Annotated in this window: 12 protein-coding genes; 5 read left to right on the top strand and 7 right to left on the bottom strand. The window is 59.8% G+C overall.

What is annotated here, in order from left to right; translation table 11 throughout:
* Position 1: 1 nt before the first annotated feature.
* The 4 genes from JJQ51_RS17675 to JJQ51_RS17660 form a co-directional block, all read right to left on the bottom strand.
* Positions 2 to 1,165, bottom strand: coding sequence for a Re/Si-specific NAD(P)(+) transhydrogenase subunit alpha (locus JJQ51_RS17675; protein ID WP_113354955.1), 1,164 nt, complete (start codon positions 1,163 to 1,165; stop codon positions 2 to 4).
* A 110-nt stretch (positions 1,166 to 1,275) separates the two neighbouring features.
* On the bottom strand, positions 1,276 to 1,500 hold the full coding sequence (locus JJQ51_RS17670; protein ID WP_041677669.1) for an aa3-type cytochrome c oxidase subunit IV: 225 nt from the start codon (positions 1,498 to 1,500) through the stop codon (positions 1,276 to 1,278).
* 228 nt (positions 1,501 to 1,728) lie between these two features.
* A complete protein-coding gene (locus JJQ51_RS17665) occupies positions 1,729 to 4,044 on the bottom strand; it encodes a putative bifunctional diguanylate cyclase/phosphodiesterase (RefSeq protein ID WP_269245013.1) in 2,316 nt (771 codons plus the stop codon).
* A 230-nt stretch (positions 4,045 to 4,274) separates the two neighbouring features.
* Positions 4,275 to 5,381 carry a TRAP transporter substrate-binding protein gene (locus tag JJQ51_RS17660; RefSeq protein ID WP_269245012.1) on the bottom strand — a complete coding sequence of 369 codons (1,107 nt, stop codon included), beginning with the start codon at positions 5,379 to 5,381 and terminating at the stop codon, positions 4,275 to 4,277.
* Positions 5,382 to 5,672: 291 nt separating this feature from the next.
* On the opposite strand from JJQ51_RS17660, the gene JJQ51_RS17655 reads away from it, so the two are divergent.
* Entirely contained in the window at positions 5,673 to 6,461 is a 789-nt protein-coding gene (locus JJQ51_RS17655) for a gamma-glutamyl-gamma-aminobutyrate hydrolase family protein (protein WP_113395297.1), read from the top strand.
* On the opposite strand, the gene JJQ51_RS17650 is transcribed toward JJQ51_RS17655, so the two are convergent.
* The 3 genes from JJQ51_RS17650 to JJQ51_RS17640 form a co-directional block, all read right to left on the bottom strand.
* Complete coding sequence (locus tag JJQ51_RS17650) at positions 6,462 to 7,430, bottom strand: 2-hydroxyacid dehydrogenase (protein WP_269245011.1); 969 nt, start codon at positions 7,428 to 7,430, stop codon at positions 6,462 to 6,464.
* A gap of 41 nt (positions 7,431 to 7,471) precedes the next feature.
* Positions 7,472 to 8,491 (bottom strand): LacI family DNA-binding transcriptional regulator, encoded by a 1,020-nt coding sequence (locus JJQ51_RS17645; RefSeq protein WP_069613309.1) that lies wholly within the window; start codon positions 8,489 to 8,491, stop codon positions 7,472 to 7,474.
* A 118-nt stretch (positions 8,492 to 8,609) separates the two neighbouring features.
* On the bottom strand, positions 8,610 to 9,122 hold the full coding sequence (locus tag JJQ51_RS17640; RefSeq protein WP_113354942.1) for a MarR family winged helix-turn-helix transcriptional regulator: 513 nt from the start codon (positions 9,120 to 9,122) through the stop codon (positions 8,610 to 8,612).
* 86 nt (positions 9,123 to 9,208) lie between these two features.
* Between JJQ51_RS17640 and JJQ51_RS17635 the strand changes: the two genes are divergently transcribed.
* The 4 genes from JJQ51_RS17635 (at position 9,209) to cysE (ending at position 13,074) form a co-directional block, all read left to right on the top strand.
* Complete coding sequence (locus JJQ51_RS17635; protein WP_113389217.1) at positions 9,209 to 10,000, top strand: creatininase family protein; 792 nt, start codon at positions 9,209 to 9,211, stop codon at positions 9,998 to 10,000.
* A 140-nt stretch (positions 10,001 to 10,140) separates the two neighbouring features.
* Positions 10,141 to 11,253, top strand: a complete 1,113-nt coding sequence (locus JJQ51_RS17630) for a CobW family GTP-binding protein (RefSeq protein ID WP_269245010.1) — start codon at positions 10,141 to 10,143, stop codon at positions 11,251 to 11,253.
* Entirely contained in the window at positions 11,253 to 12,242 is a 990-nt protein-coding gene (locus JJQ51_RS17625; protein ID WP_269245009.1) for a WD40 repeat domain-containing protein, read from the top strand. Before JJQ51_RS17630 ends, JJQ51_RS17625 begins: the two co-directional genes overlap by 1 nt.
* A 16-nt stretch (positions 12,243 to 12,258) precedes the next feature.
* Positions 12,259 to 13,074: a serine O-acetyltransferase gene (gene cysE, locus JJQ51_RS17620; protein WP_269245008.1), complete on the top strand. Its 816-nt coding sequence runs from the start codon at positions 12,259 to 12,261 to the stop codon at positions 13,072 to 13,074.
* The last annotated feature ends 56 nt before the right edge of the window (positions 13,075 to 13,130 follow it).

Genomic DNA, 13,130 nt, shown 5'->3' with positions numbered 1-13,130 from the left:
CTCAGAGATCTCCCTTCTTGATCGTCGGCTGGTCGGGATCGACGAAATTCGGGTTCACGACCTCGCCGCCGTCGGTCAGCATCGTCGCCTTGATCAGCTCATCGGTGCGGTTGAGGGCAAGGCTCTTGGTATCCTTGTCGACCATCGTCTCCAGGAAGGTAACGAGGTTCTTGGCGTAGAGGGCCGAGGCGCTGGCCGCGATCCGGCCGGCCATATTGGGATATCCGACCACCTTGACGCCCTCGACATCGGCGATCTTGCCGTATTCGGCCCCCTCGATATTGCCGCCGCGTTCGACCGCGAGATCGACGGCCACGGCGCCGGGACGCATCGCCTTCAGCATGTCGCGCCCGACAAGGCGCGGCGCCGGCCGGCCCGGAATGAGCGCCGTGGTGATGACGATATCCTGCTTGGCGATGTGATCGGCGACGAGCGCGGCCTGCTTCGCCTGATACTCCTTCGACATTTCCTTGGCATAGCCGCCGGCAGTCTCTGCCGCTTTGAACTCTTCGTCCTCAACGGCGACGAATTTCGCGCCGAGCGAAGCGACCTGCTCCTTTGCCGCCGGCCGTACGTCCGTCGCCGAAACGAGCGCGCCCAAACGCCGTGCGGTGGCAATCGCCTGCAACCCGGCAACGCCGGCGCCCATGACGAAGACCTTTGCCGCCGGCACCGTGCCCGCTGCCGTCATCATCATCGGCAGCGCCCGGTCATAGACGGCAGCAGCCTCGATCACGGCCTGATACCCTGCGAGATTGGCCTGCGACGACAAGACGTCCATCGACTGCGCGCGGGTGATGCGCGGCATCAGCTCCATGGCGAAGCTTGTCAGCCCTGCGCGCGCCATCTCCGCAAGAGCGGCCTCGTTGCCATAAGGGTCCATGATGGCGATGACGATCGCGCCGCTCTTGTAGCCGGAGATCTCTTTGCTCGTCGGGCGTCTCACCTTGAGGATGACATCCGCCGCCTTCGCATCCTTGATGGAGCCGATCCGGGCGCCGACGGCTTCATATTCGGTATCCGGAATGCGCGATAAAGCCCCCGCACCGGCTTCGATCACCACGTCGAAACCCAGGTTCTTCATCTTCTTCACCGTCTCGACGGAAGCCGCAACACGCGTCTCCTCCGCCACGCTTTCCTTGGCCACGAAAACCAGATTGCTCAACGACGACACCTCGCATCAGACGGCGCCGCTCCCGAATGCGGCGGCGCTGTAGTCTGCAGAATCATGGGAAAGCGCGGGCGATTGGCCCGGCATCGGTCAGCGCTGCAATATCAGCGCAACAGGACGACGCTGGCGATGGTCAGAACAATGAATATCAGGACGCCGCCGAGGAAACCGGCATGGCCAAAGAAACCGGCCGCCATGGCAATCAACAATGCGGCGACGATCGCAGATCCGACCTTGGCGCCCGAGATGAAAAGATTGTAGGTCTTCTCATGCTCCTTGTAGTCCATGGGAGCGCCCACTTCGGCGGGTCCAGTATGATGTTCGGCCATTCAGAATTCTCCCCTCAATCCTCTCCGCCGACAGACGATATAACTGCCAGCTGGAGCTCGTCCTCAAAAGTTGAAACACCCCGCAACGGGATGCCGCAACCAATTTCCTCCACCGAGGGGTTACACAAAGCGAGGAAAAATGCAATGCACGAGAAGGTCGCAGGCGGGCGTTGGCTGACGGAATCGCCAGGGATTTCGAAGACGCCCGCATCGAAACGATGACGCCGGCTAGGTCGTGACATCGGACGGCAGGATTCTGCCGGCGCCCGGCTGCCGCCGGTTGAGACTGGCCACTCTCTCGATGACCTGCTCCTGCGGCACCGGCGGCGAAAATACATAGCCTTGGATGATATCCGCCAGGTTCCGCTCGACCACCAATGCCAGCTGCTCCAGCGTCTCGACGCCTTCGATCACGATATGAAGGCTGAGCGCGCGGGAAAGATCGACGATACCGCATAGCAGCTTGAAACGGCGGCTATCCGTCGTGATGTCACGAACGAAAGACCTGTCGATCTTCACGACATCCACAGGCAGGGTATCGAGATAGCTGAGGCTCGAAAATCCCGTTCCGAAATCGTCGATCGCAATCGTGATGCCTTTGGCGCGCAGATCGGCGAGGATGGAGCGAACGGTCGCCACCTCATCCATCAGGCAGCTTTCAGTAATCTCGAGATGCAGGCGGGATGGCTCCAATCCTGACGCATCAAGCGCCGCCATGACGATTTTGACAATCTCGCCATTGCGCAGATCCTGCGCCGAGAGATTGACGGAAACCGCGAGCGGCGCAGGCCATGAAGCACAATCGTTGCAGGCTTGGTTGACCATGAAGCGAGTGATGCCGGCGACGATGCCCATTTCCTCGGCAACCTGTACGAAAAGATCGGGCGGGACTGAGCCCTTTTCCGGATGAATCCAGCGTGCAAGCGCCTCGCAGCATTCGATGCGGGAGCCATCGGGCGTGAACATCGGCTGATAGACGGCCTGAAGCCTGCCGGTTTCCACCGCCTCGCGCAAATCATCCTTCAGCTTCTGCCGCTCGACATAGCGTGTGTCCATCTCCTCCTCGAAGGCGCTGCAGCCGCCCTTCAGCCGCGATTTGGCATCGAAAAGCGCGAGATCGACCTTGATCTGCCACTCCTCCGGGCGAAACTCCCGGCTGGACACGGTCATGTATCCGCCGCTGACGGAAATCCGGAAACTGCTGTCTGCCACGCTGTAGGTGCCGGCCATTGCCGCATGCAGGGTGCGGATGCGGGCATCGATATCAGGAGCATCGTCTTCATTCGGAAAGAACAGCACGAATTGATCGCCGACAAGACGAGCGGCAATCGCTGCGGCGCCGACAAGCTGCTTCAGGCGCTCGGCTATGGCGACCAGTAGGCGGTCCCCGGCAACGTGCCCCTTGGTATCGTTGACGTGCTTGAAGTCATCGATATCGAGAACCAGAATGCCGATGCGGCTTTCCCGCTTGCGCGCAGCCAGCCTCTCCTTGACCAGATCCATGAAATATTCGCGATTCGGCAGCCCCGTCAAAGGGTCGTAGCGCACCATATGCAGGATCTTGCGCTCTGCCCGAACGCGCACCGTCACATCTTCGAAAATCAGGATCACGATTCCGTCGGCGCGACGGCTGGCCGAAAATTCCAGGAACTGATCCTCGTTGAATTGAATGAGCGTTCGCGACAGCGTGCCGCTGACGAGCTGTGCCAGCTGCCGCTGGATAAGTCCGGGCAGCGATCCGTCGATGAAGGCATGGCGCGCGCCGTAGCGCAGAACGACATCGAATTCGCAGTCCTTGAGCCGCTGCGGATCGGCAAAATTAAGGAGCTCGCATGCCTTGCGATTGACGACCAGAATGCGGTTCTGGGCATCAAGCATGAACAGCCCGTGCGTCATGCTGTTCAGCGCGGTGTCGAACCTGTCGGCCATCAGCGATATCTCGCGCGAAGCGATGATGTTCCGGTAGAGAAATTCGCGCATGCCATTCGCCATTGCGCGTGTCGTCAGCCCAAACGGAATGAGCATGAGGGAGGCGATTGCCTTGTAAGGCTGCTGCAGCAGCAGGCAGGCAACGATGATCGGCACGCAGCAGCACAGAATCTGAAGATCGACCGCGCGAGGCGAACCATAGTTGCGGCCGACGATCGACACCATCGACGCCATCGTGACGGCGACGCAGATGAATTCCGCCAGCGGATTCTGCAGGATGAGGATGGCATAGCCGCTGCCGATGCCGAGGATGGCCGCCGTCGCCGCCGCGCCGATCACATAGCGCGTTTCCCAGCCGGCAATATCGACGCGCGTAAGATCATTCTTATCCGCGGCGTCGAACAGCCGGAACAAATGGATGCGTAAGCCAAAGACAACCGCAATCGCCACGCAAAAGGCCAGATAGATGCCGGCATGCGTGCTCAGGAAAACGAGGACATATGTCAGGATATGAACGAACACGCCCGTAAAGAGCGTTTTGCGATTTCCGAAAAGCGAACTGACGAACGACAGATAAACATCCGTCGGCACGGTGTCCGGGCTTGGAGGCTTCATTCAGACTTCCCCTGATGCGGCGGACACCCTAGTGGAAACCCTTTAAAATTTACTTGCCCGAACAGAGCCCATTCGGACAGATTTTCCAGTCAAAGCGGCAGCTTAAGTCGAAGCTGGATCATGATCAGCACTGCACTGGCACAATGATTCCCGGCTCCTCCCAGGGCGGATATAATATTTAAATCACTAATAAAGAAAACAATATATCTCAAAAGACTTATGAAATACGATTACAGCTTGCCCGCCCGCTGCTGGATCATCATGAAGGTATCAAAAGTATACTCGGAAAGCTGCATCCAAAGATAGGCATCCTTCTTGTAGGCGACTTGATCCTCATAGATGCGCTTGAAATAATCATTTGATTTGGAAAGATCGGCATAAAGCGCGCCGGCTGCCTGGAAGCAGGCCTCCATGATCTCCTGGCTGAAAGGTCTGAGCGTCACCCCCTGCTGCACGATATCCTTCAGCGCCTGGGGATTTTTGACGTCGTATTTCGCCAGCATGTTGGTGTTGGCGAAGGCGCAGGCGTCGCCAAGGATTGCCTGATAGTTCTTCGGCAAGGCATTCCATTTTTCCAGGTTGAAGAAGGCATGCACCACGGCGCCACCTTCCCACCAGCCCGGATAATAATAATATTTCGCGATCTTCTGCAGCCCGAGTTTCAGGTCGTCATAGGGGCCGACCCATTCGGCCGCATCGACCGTACCCTTGCTCAGCGCATCATAGACACCGTTGACCGCAATATCCTGTTGCGGGACGACACCGATCTTCTCGATCACCTTGCCGGCCAGGCCGGCGATGCGCATCTTCAGCCCCTTGAGATCGTCGAGCGTATTGATTTCCTTGCGAAACCAGCCGCCCATCTGCGCGCCGGTATTGCCTGCGGGAAGCCCCAAGATACCCTGCGTCGCGTAGAACTCGTTCATCAGCTTGTTGCCGTCGCCCTGGTAGAACCAGGCATTGGTCAGCCGGGCGTTGAGGCCGAACGGCAGCGCCGTGCCGATGGCATAGGTCGGATCCTTTTGCCAGAAATAATAGGAGCAGGTGTGCGCGGCATCGACGGCGCCGGCGCTGACCGCATCGGCCGCCTGCGCACCAGAAACGATCTCACCGGCCTCATAGGTCTGGATGACGAAATTGCCGTTGGTCGCGTCGGAGACATGCGCGGCAATATCCTCCGCGCCGCCATAAATCGTGTCCAGGCTCCTGGGGAAGGAGGAGGTCATCCTCCAGGTGATCTTCGGATATTCCTGCGCAAGAGCCGGGCTCGCAAGCGCGGAAGCGGCAGCACCTGCGCCAACAGCTCCTGCCCGCCTGATGAAGGAACGGCGATCCATCGAATTCTCCCATACGGACGGCATTGCTGGGGAACGGCGTGTCCCCCGTCACGGCGCAAGCGATGGAACTAACCATGCCGCACCCGGTCTTTCAAGTTTGCTCTTGCACCGCATTATGGCGATTCCTGTACATCGGCGTAACGAGCCTGAACAAAGCCTTGCGAAAACCTCTGCGCGTTGCCGGCCGGGCCGTATTCGCGTAAGTTCGTAAGGCGTAAATCCGCCCTCGGATCGACATCATGATCGTCCAGAGGTCCAATGAAAAAATGTCTGCAGCCTTCGGAGCCTTGCATGCCCAGACCGATCATTGCCATTCCCGCCGATATCCGCGAGTTCGACGGCACCAGCTGGCATGCGGTGCAGCTGCAATATGTCCGCGCAGCGGTCAAAGCGGCTGGGTTGATGGCGCTGATCGTTCCCGCGCTTGAGGATGGCAACGATGCGGACGCCATTCTCGACCGGGTGGACGGGCTGCTCGTTTCCGGCTCCGCAACCAATGTGCATCCATCGCTCTATGGAAAGGAAGCGCTTGAAAGCGACGGTCCTTTCGATCCGGCGCGCGACGCGACTTCGCTGCCGCTCATCCGCCGCGCCATCGATCGCGCCATTCCGATGCTCGCCATCTGCCGCGGCATTCAGGAACTGAACGTCGCGCTTGGCGGCACGCTGGCCAGCGAAATCCAGGACCAGCCGGGCATCTGGGACCATCGCAAGCCGCCGAATGTCGATCGCGATACGATGTATTCCATCCGCCAGAGCGTCTTCGTCAAGGAAGGCTCCTGCATCGCCCGCGTCGTCGGGCCGGGTGAAGTGCGTGTCAATTCGCTGCATCGCCAGGCGATCGCCGATACCGCGCCGAGACTGCAGGTGGAAGCGCTGGCCGAGGATGGTACGATCGAGGCCGTTTCCGTCATCGGCGCCAAGGCCTTTGCCGTCGGCGTACAATGGCATCCGGAATATTGGGCCGAAACAGATTCGCCGTCGCTGAAGCTCTTCACCGCCTTCGGCGATGCCGTGCGCGATTATGCGGCTGGCAAGGAGCGGCCAGCGGTCGCTCCGTATCCGCAAAAAGCCATATGATCAGCCGCGCGGCTTGACCGGCGTTTCCGGCACCGGCGTCATAGGCTCACCCTTGGCGAACCATTCGATGATATTGTCGACGACGAGATCGGCCATGGCATCGCGCGTCGGCGCCGAGGCCGAGGCCACATGCGGTAGCAGGGAAACATTCGGCAGCGAGAGATATCCGGCCGGGACATTCGGTTCGTCGTAGAAGACATCCAGGCCGGCAGCGCCCAGCGTACCGTTGCCGAGGGCTGTTATCAGCGCATCATCATCGACGGACCAGCCGCGGCCGACATTGATGAACACGCCCTGCGGCCCGAGCGCCGACAGGATCTCGGCATTGATGACCTTGTGCGTCTCAGGCGTCTTCGGCACGATGGAAATCAGCGTATCCACCGACTGCGCCATCTCCTTCAGTGTCGGATAGTAGTCATAGGGCAGCGAATCACGCGGCGTGCGGGTGTGATAGCCGATCTTCACCTTGAACGGCTCCAGCCTTCTTGCGATTTCCAGGCCGATGCGACCGAGACCGTTGATGCCGATGCGGCGTCCCTTCATCGAAAAGGGCGAGAGCGGAAAAGCCCCTTCCTTGACCCAGCGCCCCTCGCGCAGCCAAGTCTCCGCCTTCGGAAATTGCCGCAGCGTGTTCAACAGCAGGGCGATCGCGGTATCGGCGACCTCATCATTCAGGACATCAGGCGTGTTGGTGACGACGATGCCCTTGGAGGCTGCGTGCTTGACGTCGACGCCATCATAGCCGACGCCGAAATTGGCAATGATTTCGACATTCGGAAAGGCATTGATCCAGCGCGCATTGAAGCTGCCTGCAACGGCAACGCCGCGGATGCGGGCTGCGGTTTCCGCATCGACCTTCGGACCGCCATCGCGTTCGACGGAAACGATATCGAACTGCTTCCCGAGTCTTTCAAGGACACGCGGGTGTATCTTCCCCGGAACGAGGACGGCGATGCGATTATCGGACATGGATCTTTCCTCTTGAGAGACAGTTCGGCGCCGAACCGCTGCTAGCGAGCTTTATAAGGCGCCGTCGATTGGCGGATGCGCATTTCCGGCTTGATAAGATGGATACCGTCCGGTTCATGGCTTCCCGCCAGCCTATCCAAAAGCGCGCGCGCTGCAAGCCTTCCGACCTCGGCCTGACCGTTCCAGACGGTGGTCAGCGCCGGCGTCGCGATCGCCGCCTCCTCCAGATCGTCATAGCCGGTGACGGAAATGTCCCGCCCCGGGACGAGGCCGGCGCGCGAAATGCCGTTCATGAGACCGATGGCGACCAGATCGTTCCAGCAGACGGCGGCTGTCGGCTTCTGCGGCAACGACAGGAAGTGCACCGCCGCCTCAAAGCCGCCCTGTTTGGAGCGTGCGCCGGGAATGCGCAGATTGGGATCAACCTCGATGCCCGCCTTGCGCAGCGCATTCACATAGCCCTGGTAACGGTCGCGCCCCGTCGAGGTCTGATCGGTGCCCCCGATCATGGCAATGGAGCGGTGGCCAAGGCTGATCAGATGGTTGGTTGCAAGCGAGATGCCGTAACTGTCGTCGCCACGAAAGGTCGGCAGATCCAGCGCTTCGATCTGGCGCGCGACGAGGATGGCCGGCATGCCGTTTTCTTCCGCCAGCTCGAAATCCTCCGGCGGCGTCCCAATCGCCGGCGACATGATGACACCGTCACCACCGAGCTGCAGCAGCGTCTCGATGAAGGTCCGCTGCTTTTCGACCGAATCATAGTGATTGGAAAGGATGAAGGTGTGACGGCTGCGGTCGAGCTCGCTTTCGATTGCCTTCAGGATTTCTCCATAGAAAGGGTTCATGATGTCATGAACAACGACACCGATGATGCCAGATCGCGATGTCCTGAGGCTCGCCGCGCGGCGATTGTAGATGTAGCCCAACGCGCGGGCCTGATCCTTGATCTTCTCGCGCGTGTTGACCGCAACCAATGGGCTATCGCGTAAGGCCAGAGATACCGTTGCCGTTGAAATGCCCAGCGTTTCCGCAATCGTAGAAAGCTTTATCTTTTGCGCCACGCGCGCCCTCCCCGTGAAACGCAGCCGTAACATATCCCGTTCGTTTTACGATTCCGGAATTTAAAATCTTTAATTAAAAGCTTTAATCACGCCGCGCAACACGAATTCTTGAGGATTCTCAGAATTCGTCATCATCCTCGTCGCCATCGGCCGCCTGGAGATTATGCTCGATCGTTTTGAGCAGGCGCACGAGTGAACGAATATCTTTTTCCGAGAAGCCACGGGTAGCAAGCTCATCGCAGCTGGCAGCCGAACTTTCGATTTCGCTGACGCTGTTTCGCCCTGCTTCGGTCAGATAGACCTTGGTCAGACGGGCATCGTCCGCATCTGGCCGCCGTTCGACGAAGCCTTGCGCCTCCATGCGGCCGATCGTGCGCGTCATCGTCGGCGCCTTGACCCCGAGCTTCTGCGCCAAGGTACCGGCCGGAAGACCATCGCTTGCCGCCAGAGCAAGAATGACACCGTCCTGCCCGGCGTAGAGGCCGCTCGCCGTCAGGCTGCGCGTCATCACCGTGCGCATGGACCGAGCCGCCTGCGTCAATGCCGGCGACAGATCGGCAAGCGTGTAGTCCCGGTGATCCTTCTTCTTACCTGACTTACTTTTCTTCCCGACCTTGTTCTTTTTGCCCATCGTGATTCCGTTGACCTTTTCGCCGCGAAGTCATCACGCTATGACATTGCGCAGGTTACTGACATAAACAAGAGGCACACCCTCAGATGGTGCATCCTTTGCCATGTTTCGATGACAATGATGAAACATTGACACCCGAAGAGCGAACAAAATGGATCGCGGTGCTGCCACTTGGCGCCTATGAGCAACACGGCCCGCATTTGCCATTCGAAACCGACGCACTCATCGCCGACGGAATCGTCTCACGCCTCAAGGTTGCCTTGCCGGCAAATCTGCCCGTCACCTTCCTGCCCGTCGAGCCGGTTGGCTATTCCATCGAACATATGGATGTCGCCGGCACAAAGACATTGACCTTCGACGAAGCTGTTCGGCGCTGGCTCGGCATTGCTGAGCAGATGAACAATCTCGGCATCCGCAAATTCGTCATGCTGAATGCTCATGGCGGCAACTCGCCGCTGATGACCATCGTCGCAACGGAAGCGCGCGTGCGCTTCGACATGCTGGCGGTCGCCACCAGCTGGACGCGTTTCGGCATGCCGGATGGGCTGATTGCGCCGGATGACAAAGCCATCGACATTCACGGCGGCGATATCGAGACATCGGTCATGCTTGCCCTCCATCCGGAAAAGGTTGACATGTCGAAGGCGGCAAACTTCCCGTCACGGCAATCAGAGTTCATCAAGGGCTTCAAGCATCTGCGCGCCTATGGACCTCACGCCTTCGGCTGGAAAATGGCCGATCTGAGCAGCCAGGGTGTGGTCGGCAACGCGGCCGTGGCCACGGCGGAAAAAGGGGAGCGATTGATTGCGCATGCCGTCAAAGGTCTCGTCGAACTGCTTGAGGATATCAATAAATTCGATGCGACGACCCTGACTTAAGCGCATGGTCGATCCGCCTGCCCGCAACCCAATGTGATCTTATAACATATAAAAGCCTTTGAACTGGCGTCGCCAACTCCTTATATGGAACCCGACCAATGTCTGCTCCCCGGGGCAACCTTTCATATTTCGAGGCTCCCATGACCGAAACAGCCACGCAAAAGCCCGTTCCCGTCACCGTTCTCACCGGCTATCTCGGCGCCGGCAAGACGACGCTGCTCAACCGCATCCTTTCGGAAAACCACGGCAAGAAATACGCCGTCATCGTCAACGAATTCGGCGAGATCGGCATCGACAATGATCTCATCGTCGAGTCGGACGAAGAAATCTACGAAATGAACAATGGCTGCGTCTGCTGCACCGTGCGCGGCGACCTCATCCGCGTCGTCGAAGGCCTGATGCGCCGCCCCGGCCGCTTTGACGGCATCATCGTCGAAACGACAGGCCTTGCCGATCCGGTTCCGGTCGCTCAGACCTTCTTCATGGATGACGATGTCCGCGCCAAGACCGAACTCGACGCGGTCGTCGCACTCGTCGATGCCAAGCATCTGCCGCTGCGCCTGAAGGACAGCCGCGAAGCGGAAGATCAGATCGCCTTTGCCGACGTCGTCGTCATCAACAAGTCCGACCTCGTCTCTCCGGAAGAGCTTGCTCAGATCGAGGACATCGTCCGCGCCATCAACCCGGCTGCCCGCGTTTACAAGACGACCCGTTCTGGGGTCGAGCTCGCCCGCGTGCTGAACCAGGGTGCCTTTAATCTGGAGCGCGCGCTGGAAAACGACCCGCACTTCCTCGAGCATGGCCACGAGGATCACGTCTGCGGTCCGGATTGCGATCATCACCATCACGACCATGATCACGATCACCACCATCATCATGATCATGACCACGATCATGATCATCACCACCACGATCACGACCATCATCACCACGGCCTGTCGCCGATCCACGACGTCACCGTGCAGTCGGTTTCGCTGCGTGGCGGCGAGATGAACCCGGAGCGCTTCTTCCCCTGGATCCAGAAGGTCACGCAGACGCAAGGCCCGAATATCCTGCGCCTCAAGGGGATCATCGCTTTCAAGGACGATCCGGAGCGCTACGTCGTTCAGGGCGTGCACATGATCATCGAAGGCGATCATCAGCGCCCCTGGAAGGACGGCGAGAAGCATGAAAGCCGCCTCGTCTTCATCGGCCGCGAGCTCGACCGCGAAAAGCTGGAAGCCAGCTTCAAGGCGTGTGAGGCGTCTGCCTGATGCCGACTGTTGCTCCGCTTGATATCGACGGCCACGTTCTGGCCGTCGAATTTTTAGGTGACACCCCCTTCTTCGCCAGCGCCGCCGGCGCGATCCACCGCCTCGAAGGTGGCGAGAAGGTTACCGAAGCCCATCAGGGGATGCTGACCTGCATCCGCGATCCCTATAGCGAAAGCCTGATTTCCGGCGGCGAGGACGGCAAGGTTCAGAGGATCGCAGCCGACGGCAGCACGACGGTGCTCGCAGAAGCGCCGCGCAAATGGATCAGCCAGCTTGCAGCCGGCCCGCAGGGCTCCGTCGCCTATTCCTATGGCAAGAGCACTTTCGTACGGCTCTCCGATGGGACGACGAAAGAGTTTCCGGAAGAACGCACCGTCGAAGGCATAGCCTTTGCACCCAAGGGCCTGCGCATCGCGGTTGCCCGCTATAATGGCGTATCCCTGCACTGGGTCGGCATGAGCGCGCAGCCGATCAATCTGGAATGGAAGGGCGCCCATACAAGCGTCACCTTCTCGCCGGATGGCCAGTTCATCGTCACCACAATGCAGGAAAACGCCCTGCACGGCTGGAAGATGGACACGAAGCCCGGCGCCGAGGCCCGTCATATGCGCATGACGGGCTATCCCGCCAAGGTGAAGTCGCTCTCCTGGTCCAACAAGGGCAAGTGGCTGGCCTCTTCGGGCGCGCCCGCGGCGATCATCTGGCCCTTCCAGGGCAAGGACGGCCCGATGGGCAAGGCGCCGCTCGAGCTCGGCACGCGCGCGAACATCATGGCGACTTCCGTGAAATTTCATCCCGCCGAGGATATTCTCGCCATCGGCTTCATCGACGGCATGATCCTCGCGGTCCGCATCGGCGACGCCAAGGAAGCGCTCTTGCGCCGGCCCGGCAAGGGGGCAATCACATCGATGAGCTGGAGCAAGTCCGGCAAGCTGCTCGCCTTCGCCTCCGAAGCCGGCGACTGCGGCGTTGTCGATATATCCGGTTAAGTAGAAAGACAGGATCATGCCTCAGCCAGGAACGGCGATCGCCGGAAATGCGCCCATCCCAGCAGAAAACGTGTGGGACGTGATCCGTTGCGAAGCCGCGGAACTGGCGGCGCGCGAGCCGACTCTTGCGTCGCTGCTGCGAGCGCAGTTGCTTGACGGAAACTCCAATGCCGAAAGCCTTGCCAACATTCTCGCCGCCCGGCTCTGCGTCGTCAGGATCGAGCATGGTGACATGCTTTCGCTGCTGTCCGATGTACTCAAGCGATATCCCGTCATCCTGCAGGCAACGGAAGCGGATCTTGTCGCGGTGCGAACCCGCGACCCTGCCTGCACGACCTACCTGCACGCACTGCTGAACCTGAAGGGCTTTCATGCCCTGCAGACGCACCGCATCGCTCATGCGCTCTGGACGGAAGGCCGCAAGGAAATTGCGAGTTGGCTTTCCAATCTCGTCTCGCTCGTCTTCGGACCGGATATCCATCCGGCAGCGAAGATCGGCACCTCGATCATGCTCGATCATGGCTCCGGCATCGTCATCGGCGAGACTGCCGTGGTCGAGGATGAGGTTTCCATCCTGCAGAACGTCACGCTCGGCGGCACCGGCAAGGAAAGCGGCGACCGTCACCCGAAGATCCACCACGGCGTGATGATCGGCGCCGGCGCCAAGATCCTCGGCAATATCGAGGTGGGCGCCTTCAGCAAGGTTGCCGCTGGCAGCGTCGTGGTCAAAACCGTACCGCCGCATTGCACGGTCGCAGGCGTACCCGCCGCGGTCGTGCGCATCCATCGCGCCGACGAGATCCCGGCCGAGACGATGGATCAGAATATCTGATTTCGCCTGGGACTGTGGCCACCTCGTGGTTCGAGGCATCGTCGTTTTCGCTGCGC

This window comes from Rhizobium sp. AG207R (assembly GCF_027109195.1).
In the GTDB taxonomy this organism is placed as follows: Bacteria; Pseudomonadota; Alphaproteobacteria; order Rhizobiales; family Rhizobiaceae; genus Rhizobium; species Rhizobium dioscoreae.
Note: the sequence above shows the minus strand (reverse complement) of the source record. Positions and strands in the feature narration are given on the sequence as shown.